16 protein-coding genes and 1 pseudogene are annotated in these 16,302 nt (G+C 71.1%); 11 read left to right on the top strand and 6 right to left on the bottom strand.

Going from position 1 to position 16,302, the window contains the following annotated elements; translation table 11 throughout:
* Positions 1–490: 490 nt before the first annotated feature.
* Positions 491–724: a hypothetical protein gene (locus MMR14E_RS15195; protein WP_331315418.1), complete on the top strand. Its 234-nt coding sequence runs from the start codon at positions 491–493 to the stop codon at positions 722–724.
* 192 nt (positions 725–916) lie between these two features.
* On the opposite strand, the pseudogene MMR14E_RS15190 reads toward MMR14E_RS15195, so the two are convergent.
* Positions 917–1,225 (bottom strand): annotated as a pseudogene (locus MMR14E_RS15190) (FliG C-terminal domain-containing protein); the annotation flags it as partial.
* Between MMR14E_RS15190 and MMR14E_RS15185 the strand changes: the two are divergent.
* From MMR14E_RS15185 to MMR14E_RS15165, 5 genes are all read left to right on the top strand, one after another.
* Positions 1,225–1,524, top strand: coding sequence for a hypothetical protein (locus MMR14E_RS15185; RefSeq protein ID WP_331315416.1), 300 nt, complete (start codon positions 1,225–1,227; stop codon positions 1,522–1,524). The pseudogene MMR14E_RS15190 and the gene MMR14E_RS15185 overlap by 1 nt on opposite strands.
* A 181-nt stretch (positions 1,525–1,705) precedes the next feature.
* Positions 1,706–2,860, top strand: coding sequence for a tRNA 2-thiouridine(34) synthase MnmA (mnmA, locus tag MMR14E_RS15180; protein ID WP_331315414.1), 1,155 nt, complete (start codon positions 1,706–1,708; stop codon positions 2,858–2,860).
* 25 nt (positions 2,861–2,885) lie between these two features.
* Positions 2,886–3,539 (top strand): class I SAM-dependent methyltransferase, encoded by a 654-nt coding sequence (locus MMR14E_RS15175; protein WP_056531444.1) that lies wholly within the window; start codon positions 2,886–2,888, stop codon positions 3,537–3,539.
* Entirely contained in the window at positions 3,536–4,339 is an 804-nt protein-coding gene (locus MMR14E_RS15170) for a TVP38/TMEM64 family protein (RefSeq protein WP_331315412.1), read from the top strand. Before MMR14E_RS15175 ends, MMR14E_RS15170 begins: the two co-directional genes overlap by 4 nt.
* Positions 4,340–4,550: 211 nt before the next feature.
* Positions 4,551–6,038 carry a HAMP domain-containing sensor histidine kinase gene (locus MMR14E_RS15165; protein WP_331315411.1) on the top strand — a complete coding sequence of 496 codons (1,488 nt, stop codon included), beginning with the start codon at positions 4,551–4,553 and terminating at the stop codon, positions 6,036–6,038.
* Between the two features lie 88 nt (positions 6,039–6,126).
* Here MMR14E_RS15165 and bioB read toward each other — a convergent pair whose 3' ends face one another.
* The 3 genes from bioB to MMR14E_RS15150 form a co-directional block, all read right to left on the bottom strand.
* On the bottom strand, positions 6,127–7,140 hold the full coding sequence (bioB, locus tag MMR14E_RS15160) for a biotin synthase BioB (RefSeq protein WP_331315409.1): 1,014 nt from the start codon (positions 7,138–7,140) through the stop codon (positions 6,127–6,129).
* Between the two features lie 31 nt (positions 7,141–7,171).
* On the bottom strand, positions 7,172–8,314 hold the full coding sequence (locus MMR14E_RS15155; protein ID WP_419539346.1) for a methyl-accepting chemotaxis protein: 1,143 nt from the start codon (positions 8,312–8,314) through the stop codon (positions 7,172–7,174).
* 192 nt (positions 8,315–8,506) lie between these two features.
* Positions 8,507–9,391 (bottom strand): fumarylacetoacetate hydrolase family protein, encoded by an 885-nt coding sequence (locus MMR14E_RS15150; RefSeq protein WP_091979324.1) that lies wholly within the window; start codon positions 9,389–9,391, stop codon positions 8,507–8,509.
* 413 nt (positions 9,392–9,804) lie between these two features.
* Here MMR14E_RS15150 and MMR14E_RS15145 point away from each other — a divergent pair, with 413 nt between their 5' ends.
* The gene (locus MMR14E_RS15145) at positions 9,805–11,118 is read left to right on the top strand and encodes an OmpP1/FadL family transporter (protein ID WP_331315404.1); all 1,314 of its coding nucleotides are present in this window, start codon (positions 9,805–9,807) and stop codon (positions 11,116–11,118) included.
* A gap of 182 nt (positions 11,119–11,300) precedes the next feature.
* Here MMR14E_RS15145 and MMR14E_RS15140 read toward each other — a convergent pair whose 3' ends face one another.
* Entirely contained in the window at positions 11,301–13,082 is a 1,782-nt protein-coding gene (locus MMR14E_RS15140; protein WP_419539353.1) for a PHA/PHB synthase family protein, read from the bottom strand.
* Positions 13,083–13,298: 216 nt separating this feature from the next.
* Between MMR14E_RS15140 and MMR14E_RS15135 the strand changes: the two genes are divergently transcribed.
* From MMR14E_RS15135 to MMR14E_RS15120, 4 genes are all read left to right on the top strand, one after another.
* Positions 13,299–13,685, top strand: a complete 387-nt coding sequence (locus tag MMR14E_RS15135) for a hypothetical protein (RefSeq protein WP_331315403.1) — start codon at positions 13,299–13,301, stop codon at positions 13,683–13,685.
* A 110-nt stretch (positions 13,686–13,795) separates the two neighbouring features.
* A complete protein-coding gene (locus tag MMR14E_RS15130; RefSeq protein ID WP_331315555.1) occupies positions 13,796–15,013 on the top strand; it encodes an LL-diaminopimelate aminotransferase in 1,218 nt (405 codons plus the stop codon).
* Between the two features lie 134 nt (positions 15,014–15,147).
* Positions 15,148–15,360: a hypothetical protein gene (locus MMR14E_RS15125; protein WP_331315402.1), complete on the top strand. Its 213-nt coding sequence runs from the start codon at positions 15,148–15,150 to the stop codon at positions 15,358–15,360.
* 112 nt (positions 15,361–15,472) lie between these two features.
* Positions 15,473–15,832, top strand: a complete 360-nt coding sequence (locus MMR14E_RS15120; RefSeq protein WP_331315400.1) for a hypothetical protein — start codon at positions 15,473–15,475, stop codon at positions 15,830–15,832.
* Between the two features lie 22 nt (positions 15,833–15,854).
* Here the strand turns inward: MMR14E_RS15120 and MMR14E_RS15115 are convergent, their stop codons facing one another.
* Positions 15,855–16,193, bottom strand: coding sequence for a DUF3140 domain-containing protein (locus MMR14E_RS15115; RefSeq protein WP_331315399.1), 339 nt, complete (start codon positions 16,191–16,193; stop codon positions 15,855–15,857).
* Positions 16,194–16,302: the final 109 nt, after the last annotated feature.

Genomic DNA, 16,302 nt, shown 5'->3' with positions numbered 1-16,302 from the left:
CTTCCACGGGTCGGCACCGACCCGTGCGAACGGCTCGGTCGCGACGCTCGCGGCGGGCGCGCGATCCCGGGCTCCGGCAGCGCGCCGAGATCGTCGAACGACGAACCACCGGGGGCTTTCACGTCGCCGGCACGCGGCGCCGGCGCGTGAACCAGCCCACCGGGTGCCTGCCGAGCGGACCGCGTGCCACGCGAAGGGCCAGGAGATCGTCGTTCGTGCCGGCAACAGCGCGCGGATCGCGCGTGGTCGGATCCGGCGCACGCTCCGCGCCCCCGTCGTCCAGCCCCGGGGAGGCCGGCGGAGCGACGGCCCGCCACCGACCCGAAGAGGAGCCGGGACCGCGGCGACAACGGGCCGGCCGACAGCGCCAGCAGTCCCGCGCCGGGCCCTGCGGCCTTGACCGAGCGTCAGTTTATACCAATTCTAAAAAATGATGCCGACGCGCGATCAGATGGGCCCACCGGTTGCCCTGACACCCGGCCAGAGGGCCATGCTGCTGCGCCTGCTGCGCGAGGGACCGCTGGTCTCGCCCAGGCCGTGGGAGATGCGCACGATCCGCTCCCTGCGCGAGCGCGGGCTGGTCCGCCCGAGGTTGTCGAACCGGGATGCCGAAGGCCTGTGGTTCATCAGCGGCAAGGGCAGGCGGGCCCTGGGCGGACCGGAAGCTCTCGCGTCCCGTCATCCGACGGCGGCACCGGCCGTGCAACCACGGACCCGACCGTGACGCAACCGGCGCGAACGACGCGCACGGCCGCGCGCTCCGATGATGGCACCCGGGCCCTGCACCGTCCGACGGCCGTGCGCGTCCCGGGCCTGTGGCGGGCCGGATCGGTCCTCGAGGACCGGGTGCCGAGCGGCGCCCTGCGCTCCGGGATCTGGTCGGTCCATCACAACGTCGGCCCCGGCCGCGGCCCCGCCCGAGCGAGGACATCTCGTCCGTGAGGTTCTTGGCCGCGCGGGTCGACATCTGCCTCAGGAAGAAGCCGCGGGTCGGCTCGTTGGCGCCCTTGAGCGCGCGGCACAGGGTCTCGTTGTCGATGCTGCGCAGAAGGGTCTGGACGCTGCCCGGATCGAGCTTCAGCAGATCCTCGAAGGTGAACATCAGCTCCCGGATCCGCTTGGCCGAGCCGCGGTTCGCCTGGTCGAGGGCGGCGAGGAAGCGGCCCTCCGTCTGCCGGTCGAACGCGTTGAACACGTCGGCCATCATCTCGTGCGCGTCGCGGCGTGCGCACGCCGATCCTGAATTTCCGCAAGGACGGGAAGCCCTTCGTCAATCTACTGTACATGTCCAAAGCGTCGTCGCGGGCCTGGGCGGCGCTCAAGGCGGCGCCGAAGCGGTCCTGCGCGGAATTGCCGGCCCGGGCCGCGACGCCCGCGGCTTCCCAGCCCGAACGCTGCCCCTGCGCGGCCCGCGCGGACGGGATCCACGTGGTGACATCCAACCGATCCGCCGCGCCGCTTGCCATACCGGACTCCTCTGAGCCGCTCCGCAGCAAGGCGCGCGCCACCGAACCGTCCGGCTAAGTTCCTGACATTGCTCGCTCTCTTCCCTAGGCGCGCGGGGCCTGCCCGATCGAACCTGCCGCCCGCCCGGCAGGATCTGCCCAGTGTCCGGCCCGCCCGCCCTGGAAAGCCGGGCGGAGTCCCGCTATAGACGGCCCGTGCAGCCAGGAAGCTTCCGGGCCGTCGGCTGCGGACCCTCGCGATGAACGCCCTCGATCTTCCCAGAGCCCCCCACGAGACGCGCGTCGTCGTCGCCATGTCCGGTGGCGTCGATTCTTCCGTGGTCGCGGGCCTGCTGAAGCGGCAGGGCTTCGACGTGGTCGGCGTGACGCTCCAGCTCTACGACCACGGCGCGGCGAGCCACCGCAAGGGCGCCTGCTGCGCCGGCCAGGACATCCACGATGCCCGGGCGGCGGCGGAGCATCTCGGCATCCCGCACTACGTGCTCGACTACGAGGATCGCTTCCGCGACGAGGTCATCGAGAAGTTCGCCGAGAGCTACCTCGCGGGCGAGACTCCGATCCCCTGCGTCGAGTGCAACCGCACGGTGAAGTTCCGCGACCTGCTGGGCCTCGCCCGCGACCTCGACGCCGACGCGCTCGCCACCGGCCACTACGTGGCCAGCCGGGCGCTTCCGGGCGGCGGCCGGGCGCTCCACCGCGCCCTCGATCCGGCCCGCGACCAGAGCTACTTCCTCTACGCGACCACGGCGGAGCAGCTGGACTTCCTGCGCTTCCCCTTGGGCGAGTTGGAGAAGACCGAGACCCGCGCGCTCGCGAAGGATCTCGGCCTGTCGCTCGCCGAGAAGCCGGACAGCCAGGACATCTGCTTCGTGCCGCAGGGCCGGTACAGCGACGTGATCGCGCGTCTGCGCCCCGACGCGGCGCGGCCCGGCGAGATCGTCGACCTCGCAGGCCACGTTCTCGGCCGGCACGACGGGATCGTGCATTACACGGTGGGCCAGCGGAAGGGCCTCGGCCTGTCCGGGCCCGAGCCGCTCTACGTCGTGCGGCTGGAGCCGGACTCGGCCCGGGTGGTGGTCGGGCCGCGCACGGCGCTGGCCACCACCCGGATCCGCCTCTCGGACCTCAACTGGCTCGGCGAGGGGCCGGCGGCGTCCATTCGTGACCTGCCGGTGGCGGTCCGCGTGCGCTCGACCCGGCCGCCGCGCCCGGCAACGCTGACGGTCGGACCGGACGGCGCGGCCGAGGTCGTGCTCGCCGAGCCCGAGGACGGCGTGTCGCCGGGGCAGGCCTGCGCGATCTACGCGGATGACGGCCCCCGGGCCCGGGTCCTGGGCGGCGGCACCATCCGGCGTGTCGACGCGTTGTCGGCCCGGCCCCGCGAGGCCGCCTGATCTCAACCTCTGGAACCTTCGAACGATGCTGAGCGAGCCGCAGATGGCCGGGCCGAGCACGGCCCTGATGCGCAAGGCCTATGCCCGCTGGGCCCCCGTCTACGACGTGGTCTACGACAAGCTCACCGAGCCCGCCGCCCGCGCGGCCGTCGAGGCTGCCGCCGAGCACGGACCGCGGATCCTGGAGGCCGGCGTCGGCACCGGGCTGGCGCTGGGATACTACCCGAAGGCCAGCTTCGTCTGCGGCGTCGACCTGTCCGAGGACATGCTCAAGCGCGCGCGCGCCAAGGTCCGGCGCCGGAACCTGGCCCACGTGAAGGGGCTCCAGGTGATGGACGTCTGCCATCTGGGCTACGCCGACGCGAGCTTCGACGCCGTCGTGGCGCAGTTCCTGATCACCCTGGTGCCCGACCCCGAGGCCGCCATGTCGGAGTTCCTGCGGGTGGTGCGCCCCGGCGGCGGCATCGTGCTCGCCAACCATTTCGGCCAGAGCGACGGGCCTCTGGCCCGGGTCGAGGAGGTCGTGGCACCGCTCTGCACGAAGATCGGCTGGTCGTCGGACTTCAAGGCGACCCGGATCGAGGCCTGGGCGCGGCGCAACGGCGTCGAGGTCCTGGGGCTGAAGCCGACCTTCCCGGGCGGGTTCTTCAAGATCCTGCGGATGCGCAAGCCCGGGTGAGCGGGACCGGCAACGCGCCCGTCGCCGAGGGCCGCGCCGGCCTCCGCGAGGGACGCTGGAAGCGGCTGCGGCGCTGGCTCCCGCTCGTGCTCCTTCTGACGGTGTCGGCGGTGGTCCTGGTCTCGGGGGCCGCACAGCTCCTCAGCCTCGATCGGCTGCTCGCGTCGCGTCTCTGGCTGCGCGGCTTCGTCGAGGCCGGCTATCTCCGCGCGCTGGTCGCGGCCTACTGCCTCTATGTCGGTGCCGTCGTCGTGTCGGTGCCGGCCACGCTGATCCTGACGATGGTCTGCGGTTTCCTGTTCGGCATCGTGCCGGGGGCGCTCACCGCGGTCTGTGCCGCCACCACCGGGGCGGCCATCGTGTTCGCCATCGGCCGCGGGCCGGGCGCCGACCTGCTGCGGCGCATGGGCGGCACGCGCCTCGCCGGGCTGGCCGAGGGCTTCCGGCGCGACGCCTTCGGCTACATCGCGGTGCTGCGCCTCCTGCCGCTCTTCCCGTTCTGGGTGACCAACCTCGCCCCCGCCGCCTTCGGGGTGAAGATGCGGGTCTTCGTCCTCGCGACGTTCCTGGGGCTGCTCCCGGGCGCGCTCGTGTACGCGACCACGGGCGCGGGCATCGAGGACGTCGTCGCCACCCACGCGGCCGCCAGGGCGGCCTGCCTCGCGGTGGGGGCGGGCGGCTGCGACGAGGCCCTGACCCTCCGTGCCCTGGTCACGCCCAAGATGGTGGCGGGTCTCGCGATGCTGGCCGTCTTCGCCCTGGTCAGCATGCTGCTGAGCCGGCGCGTCCGGCGCGGCTGAACGGCGGCGCCGCGATACGCGATCCGCCGCCGGCCCCGCTTTTCCCGTGCCCGACGGCCCATGGATCCGCCTGGGGGTGGATATCGTATAGTGCTCGCCGCCGAGAGCCTGTATTCCCGCCTGCGAATCTGTGGCTTGCGAACATGTATCCCGCGAAGGCCGGACCCGGCTCGAGCTTTCTCAATCCTCTCTCCGCCGATCCTCATCCGCGATGCCCGCCCGGAGCGTGACCGGCGTGTCCCTCGAGTCCGATCAGGCCGCGGCGCCGGCAGAGCCGGCGCCCGCTCCGGCCCGCGACCTGTCCGAGCGGCGCACGGCGCGCCTCGGGCTGTCCGGGCGGCTGTTCCTCGTCACCGTCGCGTTCGTGGTGGTGGCCGAGGTGCTGACCTACGTGCCGGCGGTGGCCAATTACCGGATCGAGTGGATGTCCGACCGCTTGGCGGCCGCGCAGGTCGCCGCCCTGGTCCTCGATGGCCGGACCGGCGAGCCGGTCTCCGAGCCGCTCGAGAGCCGGCTCCTGGCCGGCGTGAACGCCCGGGCCATCGCGGTCCGCGGGGGCGGCGCCCAGCGCCTGCTCGCCATCGAGCCGATGCCCGAACAGGTCGCCGATACGGTCGACCTGCGCGACGTCACGGCCCTCTCGGCGATCCGGGGCGCGTGGCGCACTCTCGTGGCGCCGGTCCACGAGCCGATCCGCGTGGTCGGTGCGGGCGGGATCGGTTTCGACCGGGTCGAGATCCTGCTCGACGAGGCGCCGCTGCGCACCGCCATGATCGACTACGCGTTGCGCCTGCTGGTCTCCTCGCTGATCATCGCGGCCGCCGCCGCCGGCCTCGTCTTCGTGGTGCTGCAGGTGCTGATCGTGCGGCCGGTGCGGCGGCTCGCCACCAGCATCACGGCCTTCGCGGACGATCCGGAGGATGCCGGGCGGATCATCGCGCCATCCCGCCGCAGCGACGAGATCGGCCAGGCCGAGCGGGCGCTCGGGCGAATGCAGCGCAGCCTCGCCGACCAGCTCCGGCAGAAGCGGCGGCTCGCCGAACTCGGTCTCGCGGTCAGCAAGATCAGCCACGAGCTGCGCAATCTGCTGACCGGCGCGCAGCTCCTGGGCGACCGCCTGGAGGGTACCGAAGATCCGACGGTGCAGCGCGTCGCACCCCGCCTCGTCGGGACGCTGGCCCGCGCGATCCGCTTCTGCGAGGCGACCCTCGCCTACGGGCGCGTCTCCGAGCGGACGCCGCTCCTGACCAGTACGCCGCTGGCGCCGATCTTCGCCGAGCTTCCGGATCTCGCCGCCCTGGCGGCGCATCCGGTCTCCGTCCAGGTCGCGGCAGGCGATCTCTCCGTGCAGGCCGATCCGGAGCAGCTGGGGCGGGCGCTGGCCAACCTCGTGCGCAACGCCGTGCAGGCGCTGGACGGCGCGGCCGTGCCGGAGGCCACCGTGCGGGTGGTCGCCTCGCGCACGGCGTCGGGCCGGATCACGATCCTCGTCACCGACAACGGCCCCGGTCTCCCGACCCGCGCCCGGGAGAATCTGTTCGCGCCGTTCCAGGGCTCCATGCGGTCCGGCGGCACCGGTCTCGGGCTGCCGATCGCCGCCGAGCTGATCGGGATCAACGGCGGTACCCTCACCCTCGATGCCTGCGAGAACGAGGGGATGAGCGGCGCGCGCTTCCGGATCGTGCTGCCGGAGGCCTGACGGGGCCGTCCCCGGGCGGGCGTCACCACGGCGATCGCGCGCGACGGGTCGAACCGGAGCGGCGCGACGCGGGCCGGCGTCGCCGCCTCTACTCGGCCGCCGCCCGGACGGGCTCGCCGACCCGGATGCCGAGATCGGCGAGCAGCGCCGCGTCGTCGTCCTGCCCGTTGTTGGCGGTGGTGAGCAGCCGCTCGCCGTAGAAGATCGAGTTGGCGCCGGCGAGGAAGCACAGCACCTGGGCCTCGCGGGTGAGGCTCTTGCGGCCGGCGCTGAGCCGCACGCGGGAGCGCGGCATCACGATCCGCGCGGTGGCGCACATGCGCACGAGGTCGAACGGATCGACCGGCGGCTGGTCCTCCAGCGGGGTGCCGGGCACCGCCACGAGGGCGTTGATCGGCACGCTCTCCGGATGGGGGGCGTGGTTGGAGAGAACCTGGAGCATCGCGGCGCGGTCGGTGACACCTTCGCCCATCCCGACGATGCCGCCGCAGCACACGCCGATCCCGGCCTCGCGGACGTTCGCGAGGGTCTGCAGACGCTCGTCGTAGGTCCGGGTGGAGATGATGTCCTCGTAGAAATCCGGGCCGGTATCGAGGTTGTGGTTGTAGGAGGTCAACCCGGCCTCGGCGAGGCGCCCGGCCTGCGCGGGCGTGAGCATCCCGAGCGTCACGCAGGCTTCCATGCCGAGGCCGCGCACGCCCCGCACCATGGCGAGCACCGCGTCGAATTCCGGGCCGTCCTTCGGCTGGCGCCACGCGGCGCCCATGCAGAAGCGCTGGGCGCCGGCGGCCTTCGCGGCGGCCGCCTCGGCCAGGACCGTCTCCACCGGCATCAGCCGCTCGCGGGCGACGCCCGCGCCCTTGTGATGGGCCGATTGCGGACAGTAGGCGCAATCCTCCGGGCAGCCGCCGGTCTTGATCGACAGGAGCGAGGCCCGCTGGATGTCGGCGGGGTCGTTGTGGCGGCGATGCACCTGCGCGGCCCGGAAGACGAGATCCATCAGCGGCAGGTCGTGGATCGCGCGGATCTCCGCAACGCTCCAGTCGTGGCGGATGTCGCCGAGGTCGGGCTGCTGGGAACCGGGAAGGGAAGTCGCGCTCATCCGGTGTTTGAGCCGGATCGGCGGCCAGAAATCAAGCGGGCCGCGCGGTGGAAGTCCCGGCCGATGGGTCGGTCTGGACGATCATGCCGTACCAGCCCAGCCCGCGATAGGTCTCGTAGCCCGGTGTCCGATGGAACGCCGTGACCGTGCCCGTCCGCGGATCCCGCACGACTCCGCTCGTCCGGTCCTCCATCCGGCAGGACACCCGCTCGGTCAGGAGCCCGGCCTGATCCGAGGCGGCGAGCACCCGGCCGCCGGCATCGACCAGCAGCGCGCGGGTGCGGTCCCGATCCTCCGGCGCGACGCGGATCCCCGAAACGATGGCGTGGGCCTGCGGCGCCCAGTCGAAATGGATCGCCAGGACACCGAGCGGGGCTCCGTTCGCCCGGCCGTCCGACCGCACGCTGGCCGCGTAGGTGGCCACCTGGGCGCCGTCCAGCGCATCCTCCCGACGCACGTCGGCGCAGACGAACGCGTCCCCGCTCTGCAGGGCGAGCGCGTCCCGGAACCACGCTTCCCCCGCGACGCTCCGGCCCTGCAGGCCGGGGTAGCGATCGCCGCGGCCGGTCGCGAGGATCCGGCCGTCCAGGCCGCAGATCCAGAGATCCAGATAGACCGTGTAGGCCGAGAGGATGATGCCGAGGCGCTCGCCCGCGAAGGCCGCCGCGGCCGGGCCGGGATCGGCCGCGCAGGCGACGACGGCGGCGTCGGTCGCCCACCAGCGCACGTCGCAGGTCCGCTCGTAGAGGTTGCGATCGATCAGCTCGACAGCGTTGAGCGCGAGATCGACCAGGCGTTCCCCCTGGACGCGGCCCGCCATCGTCTCGACGGTGCGCTGCAGCTCGACGATGCGGCCGGCCAAGTGAAGTTCAAGCTCGCCGGCGATGACGTCCACGGACTCGCCGAGGGCGCGCACCTCCTGAGCGACGACCGCGAAGCCGCGTCCCTGATCTCCGGCCCGTGCGGCCTCGATGAGGGCGTTGAGGGCGAGGATCTTGGTCTGCGCCGTGATCCGCCGGATCCGGCCGGTCTTCTCCTGAGCCGCCTGCTTCACGGCATCGGCCAGGATCTCGATCGATCTGAGCGTCGGCGGCTCGTGGCCCGGTCCGGAGATGCCGTTCCTCGGAAAATCAATTGTCGCAGTCATGTCTGGCCCGATCGGCGGTGCGGGCATTTTACAGGTATAATATAACGCTGCCTTAATTGATCAAAATTCGCGATCTAACTTGCAATATGAAAATCGGTCCAGAATTCAATCGAAGGTATATAGACGCCCCGTCCGGCCCCGGTATCGGGCAATCACCGGTATCGCTGAGGTGTCGCGGAGACCGCGCCGCCGCCGGCGCATGGGCGGCGGCGCGACGTGTCAGTGCGTCGGCTCGCCGGCCGAGACCTTGGCGGTCCAGTCGTCGAAGGCGATGACCTTCTGGCGCTGCTCGCCGAGCCGGTCGATGCGCAGGACCATCTCGTCACCGGCCTTGAGGTAGCGCGGCGGCTTCATGCCGAGGCCGACGCCCGGCGGCGTGCCGGTGGTGATCACGTCGCCGGGCTCCAGAAGCATGAAGTGTGACGCGTAGGCGACGAGCTGGGGAACGTCGAAGATCATCGTGGCGGTCGAGCCGGTCTGACGGCGCTCGCCGTTCACGTCGAGGCTCATGGCGAGGTTCTTCAGGTCGGGAATCTCGTCGAGGGTCACCAGCCAGGGCCCGAGGGGGCCGAAGGTCGGGGCGCTCTTGCCTTTGGTCCAGGTCGGACCGCGGTTCATCTGCCACTCGCGCTCGGAGACGTCGTTGCAGATGCAGGCACCCGCCACGTAGCTCAGCGCCTCATTGGCATGGACGTAGCTGGCCCGCCGACCGATCACCACGGCGAGCTCCACCTCCCAGTCGGTGCTGTGCGATCCCTTCGGGATGATGACCGTGTCGTTCGGCCCGCACAGGCTGGACGGAGCCTTGTTGAAGATGATCGGCTCCGCGGGGATCGGCGAGCCCGTCTCTTCGGCGTGGTCGGCGAAGTTCAGGCCGATGGCGACGACGTTCCGGGTGCCGCCGACGCAGGGGCCGAGGCGCACGTCCGGCGACAGCTTCGGCAGGGTCTCGGGATCCAGGGCGCGCAGACGCGCCAGGGAGTCGGGCGCGAGGGCCGGCCCGGCGATGTCGCGCACGATGCCCGACAGGTCGCGCAGCCCCCCGCTGGCATCCACGAGGCCGGGCTTCTCGTCGCCGCTCGGGCCGTGCCGGAAGAGCTTCATGGTCGCACTCCTCATCCTTCCCTGTACCGGTCTGCGCCGGACGCCGGGACCATGGCCGGGCCTCGATCCGGGTGCAAGGCCGGCCGCGGCTGCGGGTCCGCCCGCCGGGTGTCGCAGCCGGGCCACAGGACGGCAGAAAAATGCTGGGTCGACCGCGTCTGGATTTATTGTTCCTAACGTCGTCTCGGCAGGGCAGCTCGAATCAAGACTGAAAAGCGCCGCTGATTCCGCGATTTCGCACGTGAAGTCGCCATTTACCGGTGCTGCTCTACTGCTATTCCGCTCGGTGCCGAAAATGATCGGGGTCATTGCGATTCTGCCCCTTAAGCCGGCACCATGCACGAAAGGTCGCCGCATAACGGGTCTCGAATAATCGACGGCGCCCAGCAGAACGAGAAGGCTTGGGGGAACAGATGGGCGGGACGGTTCGCGCTGCGATGCTGGCGGCGACGGCGGTGATCCTCGGCGCCGGGCAGGTGCAGGCGGGGGCGTTCGGGATCCGGGAGCAGAGCACCGAGGCCCAGGGGCTGGCCTTCGCGGGCGCGGCGTCGGGATCGGGCGGCGTCTCGTCGATGTTCTGGAATCCCGCGACGATCACGATGAACCCGGGCTTCGTCGCGGAGCAGAACTTCACCTTCATCGGCCTGTCCTCGACGATCCGTCCGGATGCCGGCACCAATCCGGGCTTCGCGCGGCTGGGCGGCTCCGGCGATATCGGCCAGGGCGCGGTCGTGCCGGCGGGCGCCACCTCCTACCAGCTCAACGACCGCCTCTGGCTCGGCCTCTCCACCGGAGCCCCGTTCGGCCTCGTGACCAAGCCGCGCGACGTGTGGGCGGGCGAGGTCTACGGACGCTCGTCGCGGATCTTCTCGCTGGCGATCAACCCGGTCATCGGCTTCAAGGTCAACGAGTGGCTCTCGATCGCGGCGGGCCCGAACATCGAGTATTTCCGCCTGACCCTGCGGCAGGCGCTGCCGATCCCCGGCATCCTGCCGACCTCGTATCCGAGTTCCTTCCTCAAGGGCGAATCCTGGGGCGCGGGCTTCACCGCCGGCGCCACGCTGACGCCCCGCGACGGGACCGTGCTGGGCATCGGCTACCGCTCCTCTGTGCACCACGACATCGACGGCTCGATCGGCGTGCCGCTCGTCGCCCTGGCCCCGCTCGCCGGTCAGGTCCGTGCCAAGCTCAACACCCCCGACAAGCTCAGCGTCGGCCTGACCCAGGCGGTCTCGCCGGTGGCGCGGGTGAATCTCGGCTTCGAGTGGGACAACTGGTCGAGGCTCGGCACCATCGGCATCGTGTCGAAGACGATCGGCCTGCCGGTGAACAACCTGCCGCTCAACTACAAGGACGGGTTCACCTACGCGATCGGCGCCGAGTACGACGCGTCCCCGAACCTGACGCTGCGGACCGGCGTCGCCTACGAGACCTCGCCCATCGACTTCCGGAATCGCTCGGTGCGCCTGCCGGACGGCGACCGGTACAACGTCTCGGTCGGCGCCAGCTACCGCTGGAGCCAGCAGCTGACGCTGAACCTCGCCTACTCGCACTTCTTCCTGGACCGGTCGCGGATCCTCGCGGGCATCGGCCGCGACTACAACATCAGCAACATCGCCTTCGCGGGCGTGGTGGATTCCAGCGCCGACATCGTCTCGGTCGGCTTCCGCTACGTCTTCGGCGCGCCGCCGGCCCCGGCTCCGGCGCCGCTCGTGCGGAAGTACTGACAGCCAGCTCTGCTCGCGCGCCTCGCTGCCGCCGCCTCGGCGACCGCAGCGAGGTGACCCGGGGTCGCGCCGCGCGGACGGGTGCCGCGCTGCCTGGGTCGCATCGTTCCGCTCGCGATGACGGGGCGGCTCCGTGGGCGTCGCGGCCGGTCACCCAGTCGATCCGCGTGCGGATGCGCGCCTCAGGCGCGCATCCGCACGTAGGTGCCGGGCGCCGGGCCCAGCGACTGCAGCGCCTCGCCGCCCGGCTGCCGGGCGGACACCCGCTCCGGCGCCTGCGCCTCGATCCACTGGAACCAGTAGGGCCACCACGAGCCCTTGGTCTCGACCGCGGCCCTGATCCACTCCTCCAGCGTCCCCTTCACGGGTCCGCCGGTCCAGTAGCCGTATTTCGGCTTGGACGGCGGGTTGATCACGCCCGCGATGTGGCCCGAGCCCGCGAGCACGAAGTCGACCTTCCCGCCGAACACCTTCGAGCCCTCGAAGACCGACAGTGCCGGCGCGATGTGGTCCTCGCGGGTGGCGAGATTGAAGATCGGCACCTGAACCTTCTTGAGGTCGAGGCGGACGTTGCCGAGCACCATCCGTCCCTGCGCCAGCGTGTTGTCGAGGTAGCAGTTGCGCAGGTAGAACGAGTGGTTGGCCGCCGGCATCCGGGTGGCGTCGGAGTTCCAGTACAGCAGGTCGAAGGCCGAGGGTGCCTTGCCCTTGATGTAGTTGTTCACGACGTAGGGCCAGATCAGGTCGTTCGGCCGGAGCATGTTGAAGGCGTTCGCCATCCGGGCGCCCTCCAGGTAGCCCTGCTCGGCCATGCGCGCCTCGACCTGGCGGATCTGCTCCTCGTCGGCGAAGACCTTCAGGTCGCCCGCGTGGGTGAAGTCGACCTGGGTGGTGAGCAGCGTCGCGCTCTTGATCCGCCGGTTGCCGGTGGCGGCCTGCATGGCGAGCGTCACCGCGAGCAGCGTACCGCCGACGCAGTAGCCCGCCGCCGTGACCTCGCTCTCGCCGGTGGCGACGCCGATCGCGTCGATGGCCGCCTCGATCCCTTCCCGCATGTAGGACTCGAAGTCCTTGTCGGCGTGGCGGGAATCGGGATTGACCCAGGAGATGCAGAAGACCGTCAGGCCCTGGTCGACCATCCACTTCAGGAAGCTCTTCTGCGGATTGAGGTCGAGGATGTAGAACTTGTTGATCCAGGGCGGGACCATCAGAAACGGGCGGCGCAGCACGGTCTCGGTGCTGGGCGCGTACTGGATCAGCTCGATCAGGTCGTTGCGGAACACCACCTCGCCGGGGGTGACCGCCATGTTGCGCCCGACCTCGAACCCGCTCGGGTCGGTCTGGCGCACGCGCAGCTGCCCGCCGCCGGCCGCCAGATCCTCCTCGTACATCTTGAGGCCGCGGACGAGGTTGGCACCGTTCTCCTGCAGGGTGTGGCGGATCAACTCCGGATTGGTCGGCAGGAAGTTCGAGGGCGACAGCATGCTGGTGAGCTGGCGCAGGTAGAACTGCGCCTTGTGACGCGTGTGCGCGTCGAGCCCCTCGGCCTCGTCCACGAGGCTCTCGGCCCAGCGGGTGGCCAGCAGGTAGGCCTGCTTGAGGAAGTCGAAATACGGGTTGGTCGACCACTCGGCATGGGCGAAGCGCGCGTCCCGGGGCTCGGGCAGCGCCACCGGATCGGCAGGCTGGCCCTGCAGGCGCAGGTAGGTCGAGCCCCAGAGCGACAGGAAGGCCTGCGACAGGCGCGCCTGCGCCTCGGCGCTGCGGTTCGGATCGGCGAGCCAGGCCTCGGCAACCTGACCGAGCACCTTGACCGCCTCGTTCATCTCGCTGCCGGGCGCGCCCGCCTGGCCCTCGGGTCCGAGGAGGCGGGCGACGTTGCGTCCCATCGCCTCGACGAACTGTCCGGCATTGCGGGAGAGCGCCTCGATATCCGGCATCGGGGCGACCGTGCCGTCCGGCATCGCGCCGTTCGAGACCGACTTCGGTGGGGCGGTCCGATCCGGCGCCTGCGGGCTCGTCAAACGTGCCTCCCTGTGCTTCATCTGTTGACCCGATGGCGCGGGCCTCGTTTCCGACAAAATAGGGAGCGAGCCAGAGTTTTCGCCAGCCCGGCTCTGGACGTCGTCGAAACATCCGGCCGATCTTTTCATACGCATGTGACGATGGATCGTGCCATTTTGAACCCCGCCGTCCGCCCGCGCCGCGCCGGCCCGCTGCGCCGCCTGACGCGCGCGGCCGGCCTGGGCGTGCTGGTCGGCGCGCTCGGCGCCTGCTCGGGCGACGTCGTCCGCTCCCTGGCCTCGGATGCAGGCTACGGGCCGCGGGTCGTCGCGGCCCCGGATTTCGTCACGGACACGCGCAGCAAGGTGCAGCCCGACTTCATGCCGGTCGGCGTCGACGCGCCGAAGCGGCCGGTCCGAGCCAAGTCGGTCACGGGTCAGAAGGCGCTGGAGGCGGAGCTGGAGGGCGCCCGCGGCCGCAACGAGGCCCGGGGACGGGCCGCCGCCAGCGCGGGGCGGGGCGCGGCCGCCACCATCAAGCCGGCCCCGGCGGCGTCGCAGTAGCGGCCCTTTTTCAGGGTCGGCGGCGGCCCGCAACTCTGGTAGAGCACGTGGTTCGCCCGACCGGCCCAGCCGAGAGACGCCGGACCCGGGACGCGCCGATGGACACGCCCATGACCGACTTCCACCGCATCAAGCGACTGCCGCCCTACGTCTTCGAGCAGGTCAACCGGATCAAGGCCGCCGCCCGAGCGCAGGGCGCCGACATCATCGATCTCGGCATGGGCAACCCGGATCTGGACGCCCCGAAGCACGTGATCGCCAAGCTGTGCGAGACGGCCGGGCGGCCGCGCACGGATCGCTACTCGGCCTCCAAGGGCATCGCCGGTCTGCGCAAGGCCCAGGCAGGCTATTACCAGCGGCGCTTCGGCGTGACCCTGAACCCCGACACCCAGGTCGTGGCGACCCTCGGGTCGAAGGAAGGGTTCGCCAACATGGCCCAGGCGATCACCGCGCCGGGCGACGTCGTGCTGGTCCCGAATCCGAGCTACCCGATCCACGCCTTCGGCTTCCTGATGGCCGGCGGCGTCATCCGCTCCGTGCCGGCCGAGCCGACCCCGGCGATGTTCCCCGCCCTGGAGCGGGCCATGCGCCACTCGATCCCGAAGCCGGTGGCGCTGGTCGTGTGCTACCCGTCGAACCCGACCGCCTACGTGGCGAGCCTCGACTTCTACCGGGACCTCGTAGCCTTCGCGAAGCAGCACGAGCTGATCCTGCTTTCGGATCTCGCCTACGCGGAGGTCTACTTCGACGACAACCCGCCGCCCTCCGTGCTGCAGGTGCCCGGCGCCATCGACTGCACGGTGGAGTTCACCTCGCTGTCGAAGACCTACTCGATGGCCGGCTGGCGGATGGGCTTCGCGGTGGGCAACGAGCGCCTGCTCGCGGCGCTCACCCGGGTGAAATCCTACCTCGATTACGGCGCCTTCACGCCGATCCAGGTCGCCGCGACCGCCGCCCTCAACGGGCCGGACGACTGCATCCACGAGATGCGCAGCATCTACCGGAAGCGCCGCGACGCGCTGGTCGAGTCCTTCGGCAAGGCCGGCTGGACCATCCCGTCGCCCGCCTCCTCGATGTTCGCCTGGGTGCCGATCCCCGAGCGCTACCGGGAGCTGGGCAGCCTCGAATTCTCCAAGCTGCTCCTGGAGAAGTCCGACGTGGCGGTCGCGCCCGGCATCGGCTTCGGCGAGTTCGGCGACGAGTACGTCCGCATCGCCCTCGTCGAGAACGAGCAGCGCATCCGACAGGCGGCGCGCAATATCCGCCGGTTCTTCGACGGCACCGACAAGACGCTGCACAACGTCCTTCCGATGGCCCGGACCGGCTAGGCCGGCCCGCGCAAATTGTTGCCGCGGGGCGACAGGCGCCGTCAAAGGTGTCGGCGCCCCGCTCCGGCGCTTGTCAGGGCCGGGCGCGATGGCCAGGGTCAGGTGCGGGGGTCTTCCCGCGTCCCGAGTGTCGCATGCGCCGCCTGAACCTGATCGCCGCCCTGCTGCTCGCCGCCGCGGCCTCGGCCTGCGCGCCGAACCCGATCATCGCCCGGGATCCGATCCCCGCGCCGGGACCGGCGGACGTGTACGCGTGCGACTCGAAGCCGTTGCCGGTGAACGCCTTCATGACGGATTGCCGCGCCGTTCCGGCGAGCCCGCAGGTCGTGCTGCGCGCGCGGGGCTGATCCTGCCCGGGATTTCGGTAACCGGTCGCTCGGATGCGCCGGACAGGCCGCCCGCGATCAGCTAGACTGTAGGCCAGATGCCGGCTCGTCCGGCCCCCTGACGGAGCATCGCGTGAGCACCAAGACCCTGATCGCCGCCGGATTGCTCGCCCTCCTGGCGGGGCAGGGCGCCTCGGCCTCCGACGCCGCCTACCCGCCGGCGCCCTACCAGCCCCGCGCCTTCGTGTTCGCCGCCCCGAACGGCCCGACGGTGCTGCAGACCGAGGGCTGCTGCCAGGTCGTGGTGCCGCCGGGCCGGCCCGATCTCGCCCAGCCCGCGGTGCCGGTGGCCGAGGTGATGAACGGCGGCGGCTTCGGCTACACCGGGTTCGACTACTACAACGACCAGATCACCGAGGGGCGGTTCGGCGCGCGCAAGCGGCCGAAGGAGTACGTGATCGCCCCGTCCTACATCGTGCCGCCGCGCTACTGAGACGCCTCGCTTCCTGCGGGCCTCAATCCTTCTGCGGATCGTGGCCCCAGTTCATCAGCGACATCCGCCAGGGCGAGTCCGGGTCCTTCCGGGCCGCGCCGCCCTGCTTGAGATGGCGGTGCACGTAGCCCACGACCTTGCCCATGGCGGCGTAGTCGTCATCCGTGAGGTCCGCCTTCTTCTTGTCCTTGATGGCCAGGATGCGCCGGCCCATCTCGTGGCCGGTCGATTCGCCGCCGTCGTTCTTCTGGCCGACCTCCTTGCTGGCGTCGCTGTCGAGGTGCTTCTTCAGCGCGGCCGGCGTCATGTTGACGGCCTCGTTGAACTCCTTCCACGTCGCCGCGTGATCGTCATCCGCCATCCGCGGGTCTCCTTCTTCCGTGCCGGTCGTGCCCGACAACGCGTCCGGCGCGGACCGGCTCGCATGGATCCCTGCGGTCGGGCGCCGCACGGGGAGAGGGCGCGGCGGC

This window comes from Methylobacterium mesophilicum, assembly GCF_036441335.1.
Classification (GTDB): domain Bacteria; phylum Pseudomonadota; class Alphaproteobacteria; order Rhizobiales; family Beijerinckiaceae; genus Methylobacterium; species Methylobacterium mesophilicum_B.
Note: the sequence above shows the minus strand (reverse complement) of the source record. Positions and strands in the feature narration are given on the sequence as shown.